General features: G+C 44.0%; 17 protein-coding genes and 1 pseudogene. 6 read left to right on the top strand and 12 right to left on the bottom strand.

The features are described from left to right. Nucleotides 1-35 precede the first annotated feature (35 nt). The 4 genes from K8B83_RS07730 to K8B83_RS07715 all read right to left on the bottom strand — a co-directional run bounded on the left by K8B83_RS07730 (nucleotide 36) and on the right by K8B83_RS07715 (nucleotide 2,874). Nucleotides 36-950 (bottom strand): WYL domain-containing protein, encoded by a 915-nt coding sequence (locus K8B83_RS07730; protein ID WP_223419496.1) that lies wholly within the window; start codon nucleotides 948-950, stop codon nucleotides 36-38. Nucleotides 951-961: 11 nt separating this feature from the next. After that, nucleotides 962-1,255, bottom strand: coding sequence for a hypothetical protein (locus K8B83_RS07725; protein ID WP_223419494.1), 294 nt, complete (start codon nucleotides 1,253-1,255; stop codon nucleotides 962-964). Between the two features lie 211 nt (nucleotides 1,256-1,466). Next, entirely contained in the window at nucleotides 1,467-1,766 is a 300-nt protein-coding gene (locus tag K8B83_RS07720; RefSeq protein WP_223419492.1) for a hypothetical protein, read from the bottom strand. A 199-nt stretch (nucleotides 1,767-1,965) separates the two neighbouring features. Beyond that, nucleotides 1,966-2,874, bottom strand: a complete 909-nt coding sequence (locus tag K8B83_RS07715; RefSeq protein ID WP_223419491.1) for a 3'-5' exonuclease — start codon at nucleotides 2,872-2,874, stop codon at nucleotides 1,966-1,968. Nucleotides 2,875-3,514: 640 nt separating this feature from the next. On the opposite strand from K8B83_RS07715, the gene umuD reads away from it, so the two are divergent. Together umuD and umuC are read left to right on the top strand one after the other, a co-directional pair. Further along, a complete protein-coding gene (umuD, locus tag K8B83_RS07710; RefSeq protein ID WP_031500429.1) occupies nucleotides 3,515-3,964 on the top strand; it encodes a translesion error-prone DNA polymerase V autoproteolytic subunit in 450 nt (149 codons plus the stop codon). Nucleotides 3,965-3,971: 7 nt separating this feature from the next. After that, nucleotides 3,972-5,240, top strand: coding sequence for a translesion error-prone DNA polymerase V subunit UmuC (umuC, locus tag K8B83_RS07705; RefSeq protein ID WP_223419489.1), 1,269 nt, complete (start codon nucleotides 3,972-3,974; stop codon nucleotides 5,238-5,240). 8 nt (nucleotides 5,241-5,248) lie between these two features. On the opposite strand, the gene K8B83_RS07700 is transcribed toward umuC, so the two are convergent. The 3 genes and pseudogenes from K8B83_RS07700 to mobI all read right to left on the bottom strand — a co-directional run bounded on the left by K8B83_RS07700 (nucleotide 5,249) and on the right by mobI (nucleotide 7,913). Continuing rightward, the gene (locus K8B83_RS07700; protein ID WP_223419487.1) at nucleotides 5,249-6,082 is read right to left on the bottom strand and encodes a mechanosensitive ion channel family protein; all 834 of its coding nucleotides are present in this window, start codon (nucleotides 6,080-6,082) and stop codon (nucleotides 5,249-5,251) included. 69 nt (nucleotides 6,083-6,151) lie between these two features. Then, nucleotides 6,152-7,120: pseudogene (locus tag K8B83_RS07695) on the bottom strand (calcium/sodium antiporter). A gap of 364 nt (nucleotides 7,121-7,484) precedes the next feature. Next, nucleotides 7,485-7,913 carry a conjugative transfer protein MobI(A/C) gene (gene mobI, locus K8B83_RS07690; RefSeq protein WP_442800837.1) on the bottom strand — a complete coding sequence of 143 codons (429 nt, stop codon included), beginning with the start codon at nucleotides 7,911-7,913 and terminating at the stop codon, nucleotides 7,485-7,487. 482 nt (nucleotides 7,914-8,395) lie between these two features. Here mobI and K8B83_RS07685 point away from each other — a divergent pair, with 482 nt between their 5' ends. The 3 genes from K8B83_RS07685 (at nucleotide 8,396) to K8B83_RS07675 (ending at nucleotide 10,885) form a co-directional block, all read left to right on the top strand. After that, complete coding sequence (locus tag K8B83_RS07685; RefSeq protein WP_001963822.1) at nucleotides 8,396-9,370, top strand: ParM/StbA family protein; 975 nt, start codon at nucleotides 8,396-8,398, stop codon at nucleotides 9,368-9,370. Between the two features lie 125 nt (nucleotides 9,371-9,495). Further along, nucleotides 9,496-9,642 (top strand): hypothetical protein, encoded by a 147-nt coding sequence (locus K8B83_RS07680; RefSeq protein ID WP_223420138.1) that lies wholly within the window; start codon nucleotides 9,496-9,498, stop codon nucleotides 9,640-9,642. Between the two features lies 1 nt (nucleotide 9,643). Continuing rightward, nucleotides 9,644-10,885 carry a tyrosine-type recombinase/integrase gene (locus tag K8B83_RS07675; RefSeq protein ID WP_223419484.1) on the top strand — a complete coding sequence of 414 codons (1,242 nt, stop codon included), beginning with the start codon at nucleotides 9,644-9,646 and terminating at the stop codon, nucleotides 10,883-10,885. A gap of 807 nt (nucleotides 10,886-11,692) precedes the next feature. On the opposite strand, the gene nlpI is transcribed toward K8B83_RS07675, so the two are convergent. Both nlpI and pnp read right to left on the bottom strand, forming a co-directional pair. Then, nucleotides 11,693-12,604, bottom strand: coding sequence for a lipoprotein NlpI (gene nlpI / locus K8B83_RS07670; RefSeq protein ID WP_188740915.1), 912 nt, complete (start codon nucleotides 12,602-12,604; stop codon nucleotides 11,693-11,695). A gap of 150 nt (nucleotides 12,605-12,754) precedes the next feature. Beyond that, entirely contained in the window at nucleotides 12,755-14,851 is a 2,097-nt protein-coding gene (pnp, locus tag K8B83_RS07665; protein WP_188740914.1) for a polyribonucleotide nucleotidyltransferase, read from the bottom strand. Nucleotides 14,852-15,473: 622 nt separating this feature from the next. On the opposite strand from pnp, the gene K8B83_RS07660 reads away from it, so the two are divergent. Continuing rightward, complete coding sequence (locus K8B83_RS07660; RefSeq protein WP_188740913.1) at nucleotides 15,474-17,510, top strand: putative bifunctional diguanylate cyclase/phosphodiesterase; 2,037 nt, start codon at nucleotides 15,474-15,476, stop codon at nucleotides 17,508-17,510. Between the two features lie 584 nt (nucleotides 17,511-18,094). Here the strand turns inward: K8B83_RS07660 and rpsO are convergent. The 3 genes from rpsO to rbfA form a co-directional block, all read right to left on the bottom strand. After that, entirely contained in the window at nucleotides 18,095-18,364 is a 270-nt protein-coding gene (gene rpsO, locus K8B83_RS07655; RefSeq protein ID WP_188740912.1) for a 30S ribosomal protein S15, read from the bottom strand. Between the two features lie 142 nt (nucleotides 18,365-18,506). Further along, the gene (gene truB, locus K8B83_RS07650) at nucleotides 18,507-19,454 is read right to left on the bottom strand and encodes a tRNA pseudouridine(55) synthase TruB (RefSeq protein ID WP_188740911.1); all 948 of its coding nucleotides are present in this window, start codon (nucleotides 19,452-19,454) and stop codon (nucleotides 18,507-18,509) included. Continuing rightward, nucleotides 19,454-19,882 (bottom strand): 30S ribosome-binding factor RbfA, encoded by a 429-nt coding sequence (gene rbfA / locus K8B83_RS07645; protein WP_188740910.1) that lies wholly within the window; start codon nucleotides 19,880-19,882, stop codon nucleotides 19,454-19,456. Before rbfA ends, truB begins: the two co-directional genes overlap by 1 nt. Between the last annotated feature and the right edge of the window lie 10 nt (nucleotides 19,883-19,892).

Here is a 19,892-nt window from a genome sequence, read left to right as displayed (position 1 = left end):
TTTATGGGTTGCGCAATGCTCACTGTCGTCGAACATCATTCGTTAAACCCTGGAGCTAAATTCAAATTTCCGACCCCGTAGAGTGTCGGAGTATTCTTTAACCAAAGCTGGTATTCAGTGCCTTGAAGGCTGTGTGCTTTGGAACAATCCACATGCCATTGGCGAAGCAAATACCCAGCGGTTGCAGCTCTAATCTCAACCTTTAAAACACCACCCGTCATGCCATAATCCAGTTCAATCGCTTCACTGTGCTCTATGCGTGGGTGTGGCACTAACTCCAGCTCAACAAATCGGTTCCATTGCCGGTCTTGGGTTTCGAGCTCGGTTTCAGATAAAGTGGAGTCTTCAAGCACAACCGCTGCTTTAATTCGGGTCAGTACAAAGTCTCGAAATTCACCATGTTTGCGGTCAAAACCACGAACGTGCCAACGCAGGCCATTATCCACCAGCGTATGCGGCACAATTTCCCGCGTTGTTTCACCGCTCGATAACGATACATAGGTGATACTCAAGGCTTTGCCTTTGTGGATGGCCTCGGTGACTTTCGCTACTATCGATAAACTCGGCTTGTTAAGGTGATAAGGCGCTTCACAAGCCAGAGGTGGTTTTACCTTTCCAGTGAAGCCATCTCCGTAGCCTTGGCTAATGGTTGCCAGAGTTCTCACAACGTCGTAGTCGAACAAGGGCTCAAAAGCTTCACCACGCTTGTGCAACTTGAGCTTTTGGTCATACTCAATGTTGCTTGGCGCAAGCTCTCTGTACATGGTGAAGTCTTTCGTTGCTTGTGTTGGCGCTATACTGAAACGCTCAACCAAATCAGCGCGTACCGCTTCTCCCTTGAATAACAAGGTAAAGTCGATATGCGCAATACGATCACGGCTAGCTTGAGGTAGTTCTTCTAAAAGCGTTCTAGGCTTGCTTCCAGACAGATCATGTTTATTCAGCTTCATGCAACCTTCATCTATTCAACATCTAAGCATTGTGGAGACTTGATCTTTCTGAGATAAGCCGCCGGATCATGCAAGCCTTGGCTGTCTGTCCCTAGTCCAAGCTTCTTTAATAACGCACTTTTGAGATCTCGACTATGCTCGCCAAAACAAGGGGCATTAGTTGTTTCGTCAATTTCTCGCAGCAAAGCCAATACACCCGAATACGCAAGATACTTTTCTGTTTTGGTTGCATTTTCATTGCTAACAACTTGGATCAGCTCTTCTAAAATAGTGAGCTTTGATAAAAGCTCCATTGATGTATTCATGCGCCCCCTATAGAAACCAACTCCACCTTGTGTGGTTGCTCACAGCAAGAAAACAATTTGAGTTATACAGCCTAACTAAATTTATTAGGTATCATCCTATCACAAATTGTTTTGTAGGGAAGACTAAGCGGCAACTTTTTGATCTGGATTACAATTGCCGCTGAGTCATGAGCGTGAAGACCTTGTTTTGTGCCAATGCTGATAGCCGCTATCAATGCGCTACCCGAACCAGTGGCACCACGATGTTACCGCGATGAGAACCCCCTTTGTCCGACTCTGTAGGCATCAGGGCTCGTTGCTCACTCTCCCGAATGCGCCTGGCAACTTCTGCCTGAGCTGGTAGCAATGGCAACATCCCTTCAGCAATCGCGTCTGGGGCAGACTCTTGGCCACAGGACATCAAGTGCTTCCATGGATCTTTAAGAAAGCGCTCGAACGTGATGCCAAATTCAATGATGCGGGCAGAGACGAAGATTTCGCCCCAGTATTCAATGTAGGTGTCTTGGTACATGGAAAGATTCCTCTTGTTGGTTATATACCCTTCCTACTTGCAGCCGCAGCGGTGTTACCTGCATTCGCTCACCCTAATCACATAGAAGATCTATGCTCATGGGGACTCGCTCACTTGCCGCCTAGCTGCAACACCAAGTAGTTTGGGTATAACGTAAGTTCACTTTCCATTTTCCAGAAGTTTTCAAATATGCAAGGGGCTATGATAAAGCTTTAAATCGATTGCGGGCATCTTTGTAGTCATAGTGGGCATGTTCTGAGCCACGATGATACAAATCATCCAGGTAAGTTTGTTCCAGCGGCAACTCGTCTTCGCTGATTTCGCGCCACCAATGTTTGTTGGCACCTTTAACACCGTCATGCCAGCGGTAACCACGCTCTTTTAAATAGTCCTTTACGTCAAACGGCGCACCAAACGCACGAACTAACACAGTTCGCCTGTCTGCTTCAGACAACAAGTTTGCAACGGACTCGGGCAACAAATGAAACAACCAGGCCATCGCCAAACAATCGGTTGCAGCTCGGTGTCCTTCATAGAACCAACCTAAGCGAAGCAGCAGGTACTCAAGCTTTCGACTTTCAAAACCCAGCGCCTTCCAATCTATGCCACTGGCTGAACAGGCCCAAGATAGATGGCCTAATGCAGCAAACCGCTTTTCAAAGAAAGGACGATCAAACTGCGCATTGTGTGCAACCACCAGCGGATCATCGGATAACCAACTCGCTACCAGTGAATCATCAATGTGCTGGCCTTGCACCATCTCATCGGTGATACCGGTTAACTCGGTAATCAGATCGGGGATTGGCTTGCCGGGATCTTCATACAAGCTGATCACATCAACAATCGACACAATTCGCTGAGCAGAGGGGCTGTAAAGCACCTTAACCATACCAAGCTCAATAATGGACTCATCATCGGCAGACAGTCCGGTTGTCTCTGTATCGAGCAGCACCATTGGCTGTTCATCACCGACCATAGGAGAAAGTTCAAGTGGCCAGGACTGCGGCTCACGCGTTAATGGAATACGCTCCAGCAATCTAAAATCTTCTGGTCTTTCTGGGATATCCGCGAGGCGCTCTAGCGGAAATGGCGCAGGGGCTCTTGTCATTGATGGTTCCTCTTCAATTCTATTGTTCGCTTTAGGTGATTTCACTGTGCCACAGGTTTTTCTAAATGCACCTTGGATACCTAAGCGTTTTTTTAATCTTTCTACTGGGTGAACCCATGTATGAAGGCTTTGGCTAAGCCTTTCAGAAAGCCTTAGCTAAACCCTTTAGGTAACCCTTACCGATACCCTTTACGTATGGCTTAGCCAACCCCTTTTCAAACGGTTGCAAAAGGCTTGAACTGAGTTCGACTGAGCATTTTAATGGTGCTCCTAACTTCGCTTTAAGCCAGTAAATTCAATACAAAGCAGAATTTTACTAACTGTTTTTAAACCCTTTGCAAAGGGTTCAACAAGCCTTGTCTGACGGTTACTTGACCCATGCGTTAACCAGTAGCAGTAACAGGATCAGTAACAGAAACAAGAGCAGTAGGCAGAAGCAGTATTGTCCAAGCCTTGCAGGCTTTGACGAGGGCGAGCGATCACCCACATCAAGCTTTTCAACACAAAAAATAAATCACCGACAACACAGCGTCTTACTCGAACAACTACAGTTTTACCTACAATTTTACTTGTAGAAATCAGCATAGCATTAGATACTGTATAAACAAACAGTATCAATTGTGATTTTTCGAGGTTCGTCATGAGTGTCTCGCTGATAGGCCGTAGCGGCGCACTTGCCTTCATCAAAGCCAAGCGCCTTCGTATTCCATTGTTTATGGAACGTGTTTCTGCTGGTTTTCCCTCACCAGCGCAGGATTATGTTGAGCAAACGCTCGACCTCAACGAGCTGTGCATTAAGCGACCGGCTGCAACGTTCTTTGTGCGTGTTGAAGGTGATTCAATGATTGATGCCGGGATTCATCCAGATGATATTTTGGTGGTTGATCGCTCTGTCCAAGCAGAACACGGTGACATTGTCATCGCTGGTATCCATGGTGAACTCACGGTAAAGGAGCTTCAACTAAGGCCGTGCGTCATGCTGCTCCCAAGAAACCAGGTGTATGAGCCCATTCATATTCCTGAAGGGACAGAGTTAGAGATATTTGGTGTGGTCACCAATGTGGTGCGAAACATGCGACGCAAGTCGTGACTGTCCCATGCCTGTATTTGCCTTGGTGGACTGCAACAACTTTTACGCCAGTTGTGAGAAGCTGTTTCGTCCAGATTTAAAAAATACGCCGGTTGTGGTGCTGTCCAACAATGACGGCTGCGTGGTTGCACGGTCGCGTGAAGCTAAGTTACTCGGTATTAAAATGGGCGTACCCGTCTTTCAGATCAAATCTGAAATGCAGCGCCATGGCATTTTGGCATTCTCGTCTAACTATGCGCTGTATGCGGATTTAAGCAGTCGAGTGATGCGCACTTTGGAAGAGATGGCACCACGAGTAGAGGTTTACTCCATTGACGAAGCGTTTTTGGACTTAACCGGTATTGAGTCTGCCATATCCCTTTTCGAGTTCGGACAACAAGTGCGAGAGCGCATAGGCCACTGGATTGGGATCACCGTCAGTGTAGGCATTGCACCGACTAAAACACTCGCCAAGCTGGCTAACCATGCCGCCAAAAAATATCCGGCCACTCAGGGGGTTGTAGACCTGACCAATCCAGATCGGCAACGTCGATTGCTCGCATTAGTCCCTGTTGATGATGTTTGGGGCGTTGGTAGACGGCTTTCTAAGCGTTTAAATGCGTTGGGTATCACCACAGCCTTAGATCTCGCCAATGCCTCTCCTAGAGCCATCAGAGACCAGTTCTCGGTGGTTTTAGAGAGAACCGTCAGAGAGCTCAATGGTGAGTCGTGCATTGAACTTGAAGAGTTCCCGCCAACCAAGAAGCAAATCGTCTGTAGCCGTTCATTTGGCGCAAAAGTAACGCAATTTGAATTGTTACGTGAGGCCGTATGTGAATACGCAACCCGCGCCACTGAGAAACTACGCAAAGAACAGCAGCAAGCCAAAGTGATGACCGTGTTTATACGTTCCAGCCCCTTTAAGGACAACGAGCCGCAATACAGCAACTCCGCATCGGGCGAGTTGTTGATACCCAGTTGCGACACGCGGGATTTTATAGAGCTGGCCAGTCACTTAATCAAGCGGATATGGAAGGATGGTTTTCGTTATGCCAAAGCGGGTGTCATGCTGTCTGACTTTTACGATCCAGGCATGTTTCAACCAGGACTATTCGATGACGTATCGACCCGCTCTAATAGCCAACAGTTAATGTCTGTATTGGACACCATTAACCAAAGCGGTGCAGGAAAGGTTTTCTTTGCTGGACAAGGACTCAAGAAAGATTGGTCGATGAAGCGAGAGCATTTGTCTCCCGCCTACACAACACGCTGGGACCAGTTACCGCGAGTGCGGTAATGCTCCCTTCATTTGCTGTTTGAGTTTTCGATAATGTGGAGCGTACGCTGAGGGAACGGAATAGTCAGACCAGCTGCTTCAATGGCTTCTTTTACCTGCTTATTCAAATCCCAATAAGCTGACCAATAGTTTTCATTGGTTGCCCATGCTCTCAACTGAATGTTTACTGCACTGTCGGCCATGGACGCAACCATTACCTGAGGCGCTGGTTCCGACATCAATCTTGATTCATTTTCTGCAACACCTTGCAATATTTTAAACGCGTCATCTATGGAGTCTGAATAGGAAATTCCCACAACAATATCCATCCGGCGTTTACCATTACGGGTGAAGTTTTTAATATTATTTCCCCATAAGACGCTATTCGGTGAGGCAATATACAAACCATCGATGGTTTCAAGCACTGTAGTGAATAAGTTTATCTCTTTAACTGTCCCTTGAGTTGAACCAAACTCAATAAAATCACCAGATTTAAACGGTCGAAGTATCAATAGCATGATTCCAGCCGCGATGTTGCTAAGCGTATCCTTAAGCGCAAGACCAACTGCTAGCCCTGCGGCACCAACTAGAGCGATAAGACTCGCGGTATTTACCCCAAAGATGTCTAAAATAAATACACCGCCGATGACATATACCGCGTAACTGGCTACGGTTGAAAATATTGGTATCAGGGTCGCGTCAACTTTTTTCAACTTAGAGTTAGTGTCTTGAATCGCTTTGCGCACTGCTCTTGCAATAAGTGAGCTTGCCACCAAAATAACAATAGCTAAGATTAAATTATAACCAAGCGCTACTATTGTCTCTGAATGATTTTGCCAAAATTGAATAAGTGAATCTTTCATATCTCTCTCTTTCATTGTGCGCATGTGAGTTGAGTCCACATGCACATTTAATACTTTTTGATGTCGTGATCAAATCACAGAAGAAACTAGCCAAGTGTTGTAAGCACAAAATGCGATTAGCAGACCTGCGCCTTCCAATCTGTTAATCCGTCCAGCGCCACGAAATCCATAGGCCATAAATAGCAAGGCGATTGTCAAACCCATCATAACTAACCAGTCGCGAGACATAACCTCGGAAGACATACCTGTAATCGGCGATATAACGCCCGCGATACCAACGACAGCGAGTAAGTTAAACATGTTAGAACCCACCACATTGCCAATAGCGATATCATGCTCACCTTTTCTAACTGCAATAATGGATGCTGCTAATTCAGGGAGTGACGTGCCCAAAGCAACAATCGTTAAGCCGATAATTAAATCACTAACACCCAGTGCCTCTGCGATACTCACTGCTCCCCAAACGAGTACTCGTGAACTCACTATCAGAAGAATCAAGCCAATCACCAGCCAAAAAATAGCTTTTTTGATAGGCATCTCGTGCTCAACCAGTTCTTGATCCATTTCACTTTCTAATTTATCCCCTTTACCTCTCATAGCAGAGTAAATACTCCAGCCAATTAAGGTAAAGAACCCCACCAGAAGAAGAACAGACTCAAAACGTGTTAGCGAGCCATCCCAAAGGAAATAACCGAGCGCAGAACTAATAAGCTATAATAAAGGGATCTCTTTTCTGACTATTTTTGATTGCACCAATATTGGGGTAATAATGGCTGTTAACCCTAGAATTAAACCTGTATTGACGATATTCGAGCCGAGCGCATTACCGAGGGCTAAATCTGGATTGCCATCAATGGCCGCCATTGCAGAAACAACCATTTCAGGTGCAGACGTACCGAAACCAACAATGACCATTCCAATTAGCAATGACGGCATGCCAGCATGTTTAGCAGTAGCAGCAGCACCTTCAACGAAACGGTCAGCACTCCAAACCAATAGAATGAAACCACCTAAAATGGCTAAAGAAGCAACTAACATTAGACGACACTCCCATTTGTAAAATGGTTTTTGTTATCAAAGGAGATGCAGTTTGGAAGTTGTTTAATGGCTTTACTGAATGAAAATTTACGAGTATTTCCACTGGCATAAGACGCCAATCGGTTGATCGTAATAACGATGGTTAGCTGTGACATGAGTATTTCCTTGGGGTGGTTTAGACAAAGGCAAACGAGACTCTCCACCCCGAGAGCGCCATTTGCCTTAAGTCTTGTCAATCCAAGTATGGACATAACCGCCACGAACTGCTGTTCGGAGACTGTTGACGGTTATCACAGTAAAAACTGAGAGACTACTCCCCTAAGGTTAGAACTGAATGATATAACCATTTATAGCTATTTACAACTTAGCAATAAGCGTTCACTCTGCGACGCAGCATGTTGAGCTTATCAACCTGGCGTCGAACATCACTGAAGAATTCTTCTTTCTCCATGGCCAGCGCTAACTCCCATTCTTTGGCTAGACCTTGGCAGTCCAAAAATGAGTATCTCAGCTTCGTCTTTGAGATACGCAGACCCTTGCTAAAGACAACGCGCTTGCCTCGTTGACCGTGAAAACTGTTGATGTACCACTCAATGCCAAAGCCATACTTAAAGTCTCTGATACGGACACCAAGCAGCCCCCAATCTTTAAATGGCTCATTTTCACGAACCTTGTAATGGGTAACCCAAAAGTCATCAACTTCAGCTCGTGCCAGTGCTTTTAGCCTGTCTGTTTCTTGCTGAAGTAAATCTGATACCTCTGCTTTCCATTGTTCATTGACGATTTCTACCAAACCAATTTCCCCATCCAATTAACCCCAAAAGCCAAAACCACTATCCGTTTGGCTTTTGGATCGAAACGCCAAACGTAAAACTGCCGTAACAATCACTGTTTGGCGTCTCGATATAAATCAACTCGCGCAATCCCATACCTGACAAGGGATACAGGCCGATTTCACTTAAAAACACCTAAAAAGACGTATCGCCATGAAGATACAAACCGTTTGGCAAGTTCAGGCCAGAATGCAAACGACGTTTGGCGTCTCGATTTTTTGGGCTAGGTAACCAGCCGCCAAACAGAGCCTATTCTCATACTTTTGCGAAAATGCAATAGGCAGATAGATGAAAGGATTTGTCACCTTTCTGCCCACCGCCAGTGCACCGAATCCTGATAATGACATTTGAGTGAACCGCCAGAGCACTTGGAAATGCCCAAGCGTGAACAGCGCAGTTGATTGAAAACCGTTAGAGCACTTTGAGTGCACAGGAGATAAGTATGTTTGTACTAGGCGTAGATATCGGTTACTCGAACCTGAAGCTGGCTATTGGCCAATCAGGCAGTGAACCGAAAACCATTATTCTGCCTGCGGGTGCCGGTCCTGCGGATCGTATGCCGGAGCGTATCGGTGGAGGCGATGATGAAACTTGTTTGTATGTCTCTGTCGATAATGAGCGTTGGGCCGCTGGTGTGCCTGCTGGACGCCTTCAAGGCTGGGAACGAGAGCTTCACCCGGAATATCCCACCACAAAAACCTATAAAGCGCTTTTTCATGCCGCCTTGTTAATGGCTGAAACAGAATCCATCGATTTGGTTGTCACTGGATTACCGGTTTCCCAGTTTCATGAACCACAACGTAAGTCTGACCTTGTACAGCGCTTAAAAGGTGTCCATCAAGTGACGCCAAAGCGCAGCATCACCGTTCATGACGTCAAAGTGCTGCCGCAGCCTGCCGGTGCCTATATGGATCTGGTTCAAACAGGTGGAGATTTGGGCTTGATTGAAGAAGGTCGCGTCGTCGTCATAGATCCCGGCTTTTTTTCTGTTGACTGGGTTGCCCTTGAGGCCGGAGAAATTCGCTACAGCTCATCAGGAACCAGTCTTCAGGCAATGTCCGTGCTACTGGAAACCATTGATAAGCTGATTTCGGAAGATCACGGTGCCAAAGTAGGTATGGATCGACTTGAAAAAGCCATGAGAACCGGCGACTTGCAGGTGCTGCTGTTTGGAGAAAAGGTCGATATTTCACCTTATCTGAATGCTGCCATGAAAAAGGTAGCGCCTGTTGCTCTTACAGCCATGCGCCAATCCATGCGTGACGAAAGCATCAATGCGGACTTGGTATTGATCGCCGGAGGTGGAGCCATGGCTTATAAGGAAGCGGCCAAGGAGATTTTTTCACGAAGCAAGATCATCGTGCCGGAACAGTCTGTTTTGGCGAACGTCCGAGGCTTCTGGTTTTATGGGGCCTGATTATGAGAGTTGTCGTCAACATTCCCCCAGGGAGCCACCCTGAACTGCTCAAAGAATTAGAAAAGACGCCGCCACGGGAACGCGCTGAGCGTCTGCGGATGCTGGCCACCTTTGGGTTAATTCACATGAGCCAACCCAATCTATCCACGACATCTGTACCGGTGGATGGTCTTGCACCAGATGGTGAAGTTACTTCTGAGAGTACAGCGCCAGAACCCAAAGCAGAATCACGTAAACAATCATTAAAATCAAAACTAGGGCTGGGCTTATAACATGGCGTTATCAGTTAGCTGGCTCGATGCCAGGTTAAATAAAGAAGCAAAAGAAACCGTAGTAAAAGCCGACCGAGATGGGCTAAGTGCTCGGGTATCGCCCAAGGGCAAAATTGTTTTTCAGTTTCGTTATCGTTTCGATGGCAAGCAACAGCGGGTAGACATTGGTACTTACCCACTTATGAAGCTTGCTGAAGCCAGGAATGAGCTGGATAGGTTAAGGGCAGTACTTGATCAAGGCCGAAACCCCAAGCTCTACCTACAGCAGGAACGGGCTAAGTATTCTGCCAATCAAAGCTTCGAATCGATTTTTCGAGACTGGATAGACTCTGCCGGTAAGCAAGGGCTAAAGGAGAAAACGTGGCACTACCAAAAACGCAGCAGTGAAATATATTTGCTGCCCCGACTTGGCAAGTACCCATTAACTGACATCAATGAATTGTCCTTGCGAAACTGTCTTCGTGAGGTTTCGGAGTCGTCCCCTTCAAACACAGAACGTCTGGTGTCTATGCTGCACAAGTTTTATGACTGGCTGATTGATGAACAAATTTTGGAAATTAACGCTGCCGCTGGGATCACAGCAAAAAAGGTTGGCGGTAAGAAAGGAAAACGAACTCGGGTGCTAAATGACAACGAGATCAGGATACTTTGGCGCTATTTGCATGAGTCAAAAATCACTGAGAAGAATCGCATCTACATAAAACTGCTTCTCTTATTGGGAGGGCGCAAGGGCGAACTCATTCAAGCTGAAAAGCATCACTTTGACTTGCAATCTGCAATGTGGACAGTGCCCATAGAGATCCGCAAACAAGGTGAGAAAATTGGAGCGCCGATCATGCGGCCATTGATTAAGCCAGCTATTGAGCAGATTGAACTAGCGATGCAGATGAGCAAATCAACTTACTTGTTTCCCGCGAACGGACAAGAAGAGCTTGCCACAAATGGCTTTGATACCACTATTCCTAACAATGTGAAAATCTGGGCTCGCAGATCGCTTGGTATTGAGATGGAACACTGGTCTATGCATGATCTTCGAAGAACGATGCGAACGCGAATGTCTGCCATCACGACGCAAGAAGTTGCCGAGTTGATGATTGGCCACAGCAAAAAAGGGTTGGATGCTATCTACAACCAATATCAGTACCTGGATGAAATGCGTCATGCTTACGACGTTTGGTATCAACAGCTAGAAACCATCATCGAGCCGACAGGCTTTCCATTCAACTGGCGTTTCGGACAATAAAAGAAAGAGGCTCAGTCCTCTTTCTTCTCATACTCTTCTAGGTCTTCAATGTGCCACAGCTTGTTTCGTGTATTTCGGTTGATACGAGGTTGCGGCAAGCTGCCATCTTTTATTCTTCGCCAGAGCGTCGTATAGCTTATGTGGTAACGAGCCATCACTTCGTAAGATGTTAGAAAAGGGGTTACCTGGTGCGCTACTGCTGTCATCTGCATTCTCCTGAAAATCAATGTAAAGCTATCATCGCCTGATTCATCACTAGTTGATGGTCAGAAAGATGCATGATTTGTTCAGAAGATCAGGTCCATACAAATGAACTTTTAGGACAGCAGGAAAGCAACCGTTAACCAATTCAACCGGCAAACAATTAGAGATAATCGCGAACGTCTTACCATCATTTCTCGATTTTTAGCAGGAAAAATATAGGTAAGTTTTGGCCAGAACCCAGTAACCACAAGGCCTACAGCTAGGTTTGTGTCATGGAATTTGGCTAAAAACGGTAAATATGGTGATTTGTACTCAAGTTTGTACACACTTTCCGAGGTTACGTTTGAACATCATTGAAAAGCAAAGAAACGAGAAAAAGACAAAAAGCCTTTAAATTCAGTACGTAGAGATGTGATTGTGGTGTGCAATGAAAGGTGGTTTTAAGCGTTGAAAGGCTGGGCGGCATCAGGGTGCGAAATGATGGCGAAGGTACGACGTTTGTCGACCTCAACGTTGTTGCCTGACATGTTAACCTTGCACTAGCCGCTAAAAAAGGCGCAAATTATAGCGCCTATCGATAGAATTGGCTAGGCAAACTGACGTTTAGCCTTTAGTCGATGATTCCGAAGCCTGTTGAATTAAGTTTTTCATCTTGGCTAATTCAATTCGCGCATATCGGTGCTCAACAAAATCATAGATGTTTGTCGCTAATGTTAAACGATAAAAGTTAGCCGCTTGTTGATATTGACCATTAGAAGCCGCTTGTTTTGCAAGATAAAAATACGCTTCACACAAACGTTCGGCATATTCTTTAGGTTGTGTTAACCCCACTTTAGCCGCAGCAAAAACTTGCTCCTGGCTCATCTTACCTAAATAAAAGTCAACTAAAACACTCGCCCAATCGTCAACATTAAGTTGTTGGCGTTGCAATGCTAAATCCGCTAAAGCTTGAGTTTTATCAACGGCTGATGACATTAAATAAAGCCATAACACACGATAACCATCTGTTGGATCTCGCTCATAGAAAGCTTGCATGTCTTCAACAGCTAATTGATATCGCTCACCGTAATACAAAGCAATTCCACGATTAAGATAAGCATAATCGTAACCGGGAGATAACTCTAACACGCCATCAAATGCCTCATAAGCGCTGTCAAATTCGCCTTCTTGGGTGTAATAAATACCTAAAAAATTATAAGCATCTGCTAAATCGGGTTGGAGTTTAATGGCTTGATGAAAATCAATTCTACCGAGTAAGCGTAAACCGACGCTGTCGTAAATCACACCGCGGTCATAATGAAAACGCGCACGTTGTTCGTCTGTCAGCTCCATTGTCGCTAAAATTTCATTTAGCTTCGCTAATGTGACTTCCATTTTATAATCAGGCATCACGGGAGCAACAATCATTTGCCCTGAAGTTTCGTTATTCGAACCTTGCGTTGCAGCGCAACCTGACAACAACATACTTACACCGACAACAACGGCAACAACTGTGGTGCGTAGTTTACATTCCATCCGCTTTACCTTATCAGGTTTCATTAATATTCAATATCATAGCAATCTGGTTATCTAAGAGCTATGGACTTGCACAGATTATTTTAATAAACATAAAAAAAGGAGATCAAATGATCTCCTTTTTTGAGCCGCTAAACTTGTTAACCTAAATTACTCAGCACTTTCTTTTGTCTGAGCTTCTTTGATTGACAATCTTACGCGGCCTTGACGATCCACTTCCATTACTTTAACCGTAACGTCTTGGTTCATCTCAAGGTGATCTGACACGTTTGCAACACGCTCATCACTGATTTGTGAGATGTGTACTAAACCGTCTTTACCAGGAAGAATGTTAACAAACGCACCAAAATCAACGATGCGAATAACCTTACCATTGTAAATACGACCTACTTCTACTTCAGCAGTGATTTCTTCGATACGACGGATTGCTTCTTTAGTCGCTTCACCGTTTGACGATGCGATTTTGACTGTACCGTCATCATCTAGTTCAATCGTAGTGCCGGTTTCTTCAGTAAGCGCACGAATAACCGCGCCACCTTTACCGATTACGTCACGGATTTTTTCAGGATTGATCTTGATGGTAGTAATACGTGGAGCATGGTCAGAAATATCATCACGATGTGAACCAATAGCCTGGTCCATTACATTCAGAATATGAACGCGAGCGCCATAAGCCTGCTGTAATGCGATGTCCATAATTTCTTTAGTGATACCTTCAATCTTGATATCCATCTGCAGAGCAGTAATACCGTCACGAGTACCCGCAACTTTGAAGTCCATATCACCTAGGTGGTCTTCATCACCTAGAATGTCAGAAAGAACAACGAAGTCGTCGCCTTCTTTAACTAGACCCATCGCAATACCAGCAACTGAAGTCTTAATAGGAACACCAGCATCCATAAGCGCTAACGAAGTACCGCACACAGAAGCCATAGAGCTTGAACCGTTAGATTCGGTAATTTCAGAAACCACACGAACGCTATATGGGAACTCTTCAGCTGAAGGCATTACCGCGTTAATACCACGCCAAGCTAGTTTACCATGACCAATTTCACGGCGCTTAGGTGAACCCACCATCCCCGTTTCACCCACAGAGTAAGGAGGGAAGTTATAGTGCAACATAAAGCGATTAGTACGCTCACCCATGATGCTGTCAATCTTTTGCGCATCACGCTCAGTACCTAGTGTACAGGTAACAAGTGCTTGAGTTTCACCACGGGTAAATAGTGCACTACCATGTGTACGAGGAAGAACGCCTGCTAATACATTTAGCGCGCGGATCATGTCTGGCTCACGGCCATCAATACGTGGCTTACCACTGATAATACGACCACGAACCACTTTCTTTTCTAGGCTGCCAAGTAAATTTTCTACTTCACGTAAATCAACATCGGCATTTTCTGCTAATAAAGCAGCTTTAGCGGCTTCTTTAACCACACTAACTTGAGCATAACGGTCTTGTTTAACTTCTATTTGATACGCTTCAGTTAAACCCGCTTCTGCTAAAGTTTTAATTTTAGCAACCAGTTCTTCATCTTGAACTGGCGCAGTCCAATCCCATGTAGGCTTTCCTGCTTCTGCTTTAAACTCGCTAATGGCATTGATTACAACTTGTTGTTGATCGTGACCATAAGTTACAGCGCCTAACATGATTTCTTCAGCAAGTGATTTCGCTTCTGATTCAACCATTAATACTGCACTTTCAGTACCGGCCACCACTAAGTTCAAATCACTCGAAACAAGTTGATCAACATTAGGGTTTAATAAATATTCGCCATTGACATAACCAACGCGAGCCGCACCAAGCGGACCACCGAAAGGAATGCCAGAAATAGCTAACGCAGCAGAAGTACCAATCATCGAAATTATATCTGGCTCGATTTGTGGATCAACAGAAACCACAGTGATGATAACTTGAACTTCGTTTTTAAAACCGTTAGGGAATAAAGGACGAATAGGACGGTCAATTAGGCGGGCAATCAGAGTTTCATCTTCTGATGGACGGCCTTCACGCTTAAAGAAACCACCAGGGATCTTACCGGCAGCATATGTTTTTTCTTGATAGTTAACCGTCAAAGGGAAAAAATCGCGGCTTAAATCCGCTACTTTTTTACCGACAACAGTAACTAATACTGTGGTATCACCCATGCTTGCTAATACTGCGGCATCTGCTTGACGCGCGATAACACCTGTTTCTAAGGTGACTGTATGTTGACCATACTCAAAACTCTTTACAATTGGATTCACGTGACCCATTCCTTAATTTAATGACCTTTAATTGCGCGCACAAGTATACTTCAATTGGGCTGAATAGTTAAATAGACACAAGATGGAGAATGAAAAAAAAGTAAAAAGCGTGCTTTAGCAGATAAATGCACCAGCGCCACAGCATAAACACTTGTACAAATCGCCCTCTAAGCGTTACCCAATATACGTTGACGTTTTAACTCAAAAATACTGGTAGCTAAAGTATAAAAATCGCATATTACTCTATTCACACGCTTGATATTCCACGCTGTTGAGCACTGACATAAGCTGATCAGGAAAAAATACGCCCATCTTTTGATAATATAAAGGCTATGTAGTTCAAGCTTTAGTCGTATTGTTAATGACAACCGTAGTGAATTTGACTAAAGTTAACTAATTTATAACACCTGTTAACGTAATAAATGGGTTAAACGAGACACTGAATCGAACATGTATCATGATATTATGATATTATGATGCCACGTCATTATTGTGTAATCGATTCAGTCATTAGCCATTAATTGACACATTAATACTCACGTTCACACATAGCAACTCAATTAATAGCTAACGTAGTATACAAAAACAAACACATAGTCACTGACAAGACACGGAAAATGACATGACGGCCAGTTTTAAGTCTTTAACATGGAAGCAAACAAACCTAGTGGTGTTTACCGCTTTGTTTTTCGCTATTGCTATTTTTATTGTCGAAATAGCCATTCAAGTCATTTCAACCAAAAATCTACTCAGTGACGCTCAACAGGAGTTACTTAACTCCGTCGAACAAACCACCACCAATGCGGTTTGGTCGCTCGATGATAAATTAGCAAGCCAAACTCTTGAGGGCATTATTAAAGTCGACAATGTCGGTTCAGCGGTTATTGAGCTCGATGATGGCTCATTATTTGTGACTATTGCTAACCCTGTTGATGCATCTTCAACAGCTTACACAAAATTAAGTCAGCGTTTGTTTGGTGATTTAAGAGAGATTTCCAGACCCTTATATCGACCTTTTTACTTTGAGGGAAATCAGCAACAGCAACTTATTGGTACGCTCACTGTATTTTACGATACCCAAAAACTCACCAATAAATTATTTAATCAACTTAGATTAGGCTTAATTGCCACCTTAGCTCGCGCCTTGCTATTGACACTTGTACTAAGTGTTGTGTTTCACCGTTTTCTCACCCAACCTATCGCCCGCATAAGTGAAGCGATAGATAAAATTGATCCTGATTCGCCTGATGAAAACTTATTGCCAATGTCGCAGGCACACAAAGATGATGAACTGGGACTGGTAACGAGTAAATTTAATCAAATATTATTGCAGTTTAGCCAGACCCAAAACAAATTACGTAAAATGGCAACGCGAGATCCCCTAACAGGCTTACCAAACCGCACCTTATTACTTGAAACACTCAATGTGACAATTCAACGTTCACGCGTACATAAGCGCCATTTTTCATTGTTATTTATCGATTTAGATCGCTTTAAAAACGTCAATGACTCGCTTGGACACGCCTTAGGCGATCAATTTTTAGCTCGTATTGCCAGAATATTAGAGCGCGTTGTTGGTGATAGAGGGAGTGTTGCAAGACTTGGTGGAGATGAATTTGTCATTTTAGCTGATGAAATTCAAACACCTGCGCAGGCTGCTGATTTTGTCGATAAATTACTCATTCAATTAAATGCCCCAGTGCAATTGAACGAACATGCTATTCACCCTGCGGCATCAATTGGTATTTCGATTTACCCGGAAGATGGCGAAACAGCGGAAGATTTAATCCGCCATGCAGACATTGCCATGTACAGTGCTAAAGCAGCAGGCTCAAATCAATGGTCTTTCTTTAAACAACAAATGACCGAACGCGCAGCAGTAAGACTTCGCACAGAAGCCTCCTTGCACGACGCCTTAAAAAACAATCAATTTTTACTGTATTTTCAACCTAAATTTGACTTAAACACTCACAAAGTTGTTGGATGTGAAGCCTTAATAAGATGGCAAAAAGACGGTCGATTAATCAGCCCAATGTCGTTTATCCCGGTAGCTGAAGAAACCGGGATCATTATTCCTATCGGACGCTGGGTAATAGAGCAAAGCTGTAAAGTGCTTCGTGAGTGGCAACGCAAATACAATTACGCGATCCCTATTGCAGTTAACGTTGCATCGCAGCAGTTTGCTGACGCAAGTTTAATACCCGACATCAAGCAACTTGCTATTCGATACCAGATTAACCCTGAATTATTAGAAGTCGAAATAACAGAAACCTCATTAATGAACGATGTTGAGCAAGCCATTGTAAAGCTTGAACAGCTAAAATCTGCGGGCTTTGGAATAGCCGTAGATGATTTTGGCACTGGCTATTCGTCTTTATCTTATCTTCGACACTTACCCATTACCACAATGAAAATTGATCGCGCTTTTGTTAATGACTTACCCAAAGACAGTGCGATTGCATCGACTATTTTAATGCTAGGTCGTCAGCTAGATTTGACCATCGTGGCAGAAGGTATTGAAACAGAAGAACAACTTGAGTGGTTAAAAGATAATCAATGCGAAATCGGTCAGGGGTTTTTCTTCAGCCAACCCTTGCCATTAGATGAGTTTGAACAAAAATACATCATGTCAGAAACTGCAAAAATCGTTCGTATGTAGCACTTCAATAGCCTTTTACCACATAGAATTGAAAAATGGATATCATACCAATTCCAGCAATTATCTGGTCATTCAGCGGGAATTCTGTACCTTCTAGGCAAGTAATAGGATTGTAGGCATAGTTGCTCTACGTCAAAATACTATTAAGCAGCATAGAAGGCACAGAAACCCGCCTTGCAGGAGACGCTCAGACAGTCCATTTCTTTGTTGCATTGCCTTAAAAGGGAATAACCATTCTTTCAACAATGCGCCTCAAACTGAACAGTCTGAGTGACTCTGATTGGTCACATAATTAATGGAAATGGTATCATACTAATCAGCACAAAAATGTGATTATTCTTACTGGTTAAAACCACTTATAACGTCGTTAGAAATGTTGAAGTTAGAACAACTAGCTAGCTGCTATTTCTGCCTTACTAAGCGACTTTTCCTGTGCAATCTCTGAACACTTATTTATCCTGATTGGTATCAGTGCATCACCGTTTTTTCATTGCTGGTATATGACAAATTTTAGACAATAAAAAAGGAGGCATCGGCCTCCTTTTTTACGGTTTAATCATTTACAGTGTAAATGATTTATCGAATTAACGACGTAAACCTAACTTCTTGATCAGAACAGCATAACGCTCTGAGTCAGTACGCTTTAAGTAAGCAGTAAGCTTACGACGAGCGCTAACCATGCGTAATAGACCACGACGTGAGTGGTGATCATGGATGTGCTCTTTAAAGTGATCTTGAAGGTGGTTAATTTGAGCAGTTAACAAAGCTACTTGAACTTCAGTTGAACCGGTATCGTTTTCGCCGCGACCAAACTCAGCTAAAATTTTTGCTTTTGCTTCAGCACTTAGTGACATGTGTTTCTCCAAAAAAGTAAATGTATCTCTAGCCGATCACTAACTCAGCCAGAGCGAGCGCGATATTCTAACGATATTAGAGAATAACCGCAATAAAAAAGCGCATAAACCTGCTCAATTAACGTATTTAAAGGTCATCGCTTTACTGAGCGGTGTCATGCATCACAATAAGGCGTTTGGGCGCTAACAAACCATCATCATTCATGCTGCCAATTCCCACAAACTTACGCTCATCACCAATGGTAATGCGCACTAAACAGTCTGGTTTTAATCCAGGAGCCTGAATAGCCTGCCCTTGCATCACATAATACAACATGGTGTCAGGAAGATTAATCTCGGGGAAATTAGCAACGGCAGTATCCATAGGTAATAACAAAGGATCGAGTAAGGTTTTTGGCGCTATATCTTGTTCTTGAGCCTGGGCTAACAGCGCTTCTAACTCTGCCAAACTGACCATTTTATCATAAGGATAATCTGCAACCTGAGTGCGGCGTAACATAATGACATGAGCACCGCAGCCAAGCATTTCACCTAGATCATCAATGATTGTGCGAATGTAAGTACCTTTAGAACAGTGAATATCTAAGGTTAATTCGTCACCCTCAAGCTTAATAAAATTAAGCTCAAATACCGTTATAGGACGCGATTCACGCGGTACTTCAATCCCTTCACGCGCATATTTATACAAGGGCTGACCTTGGTATTTTAGCGCAGAATACATTGACGGAATTTGTTGAGTGGTTCCACGAAATAACTCAAGTTTTTCATCAAGCAGAGCTTGGGTAAAATTCACTGGACGGGTTTGCACAACCTCACCGTCTGAATCGCTGGTATCGGTACGCTCACCGAGCTTTGCTGTCACGAGGTAACGTTTATCGGCATCTAATAAATGCTGAGAAAACTTGGTCGCCTCGCCTAGGCAAATCGGTAGCATTCCGGTAGCTAATGGGTCTAGCGCACCGGTATGACCAGCTTTATTGGCATTAAAGATGCGCTTAACTTTTTGTAAAGCAAAGTTAGAACTCATGCCAGTGTCTTTGTCGAGTAATACGATCCCGTCAATGAAGCGGCCTTTTGGGCGACGAGCCATTAATCTTGCTCCTTGTCACCGTCAACAGACTCGTCGCTATCTGGCGTTGGGTCATATTGTTGTTGCTTTGCTTTATCTTTATTAATCACTTGCGTCACTAAATTAGACATACGCATGCCTTCGACTAATGAACTGTCATAAACAAAGCGCAGTTCAGGCATTACGCGTAATTTCATACGTCCTGCCACTAATGTGCGAATATAAGGCGCTGCAGCACTCAGTGCATCTACTTTTTGCTGAACAAGTTCGATGTCTTCTTCAAAAAAAGTAACAAACACTTTTGCGTAGCTTAAGTCACGTGAAACGTCTACGTCGTTTACGGTAACAAAACCAATACGAGGATCTTTCATATCACGCTGTAACACCATGGCAAGTTCTTGCTGGAGTTGTTGTGCGATACGACGTGTACGACTAAATTCTTTTGCCATAATGATATGC

Source organism: Shewanella inventionis (assembly GCF_019931735.1).
Lineage (GTDB): Bacteria > Pseudomonadota > Gammaproteobacteria > Enterobacterales > Shewanellaceae > Shewanella > Shewanella inventionis.
Note: the sequence above shows the minus strand (reverse complement) of the source record. Positions and strands in the feature narration are given on the sequence as shown.

Bases quoted from the DNA above. Each gene is read 5' to 3' on its own strand.
- umuC (WP_223419489.1), top strand. From the start codon at position 3,972: ATGCCTGTATTTGCCTTGGTGGACTGCAACAACTTTTACGCCAGTTGT.
- rbfA (WP_188740910.1), bottom strand. From the start codon at position 19,882: ATGGCAAAAGAATTTAGTCGTACACGTCGTATCGCACAACAACTCCAG.
- truB (WP_188740911.1), bottom strand. From the start codon at position 19,454: ATGGCTCGTCGCCCAAAAGGCCGCTTCATTGACGGGATCGTATTACTC.
- nlpI (WP_188740915.1), bottom strand. From the start codon at position 12,604: ATGGAATGTAAACTACGCACCACAGTTGTTGCCGTTGTTGTCGGTGTA.
- K8B83_RS07725 (WP_223419494.1), bottom strand. From the start codon at position 1,255: ATGAATACATCAATGGAGCTTTTATCAAAGCTCACTATTTTAGAAGAG.
- umuD (WP_031500429.1), top strand. From the start codon at position 3,515: ATGAGTGTCTCGCTGATAGGCCGTAGCGGCGCACTTGCCTTCATCAAA.
- K8B83_RS07720 (WP_223419492.1), bottom strand. From the start codon at position 1,766: ATGTACCAAGACACCTACATTGAATACTGGGGCGAAATCTTCGTCTCT.
- K8B83_RS07715 (WP_223419491.1), bottom strand. From the start codon at position 2,874: ATGACAAGAGCCCCTGCGCCATTTCCGCTAGAGCGCCTCGCGGATATC.
- K8B83_RS07685 (WP_001963822.1), top strand. From the start codon at position 8,396: ATGTTTGTACTAGGCGTAGATATCGGTTACTCGAACCTGAAGCTGGCT.
- K8B83_RS07660 (WP_188740913.1), top strand. From the start codon at position 15,474: ATGACGGCCAGTTTTAAGTCTTTAACATGGAAGCAAACAAACCTAGTG.
- K8B83_RS07700 (WP_223419487.1), bottom strand. From the start codon at position 6,082: ATGAAAGATTCACTTATTCAATTTTGGCAAAATCATTCAGAGACAATA.
- K8B83_RS07675 (WP_223419484.1), top strand. From the start codon at position 9,644: ATGGCGTTATCAGTTAGCTGGCTCGATGCCAGGTTAAATAAAGAAGCA.
- K8B83_RS07730 (WP_223419496.1), bottom strand. From the start codon at position 950: ATGAAGCTGAATAAACATGATCTGTCTGGAAGCAAGCCTAGAACGCTT.
- rpsO (WP_188740912.1), bottom strand. From the start codon at position 18,364: ATGTCACTAAGTGCTGAAGCAAAAGCAAAAATTTTAGCTGAGTTTGGT.
- K8B83_RS07680 (WP_223420138.1), top strand. From the start codon at position 9,496: ATGAGCCAACCCAATCTATCCACGACATCTGTACCGGTGGATGGTCTT.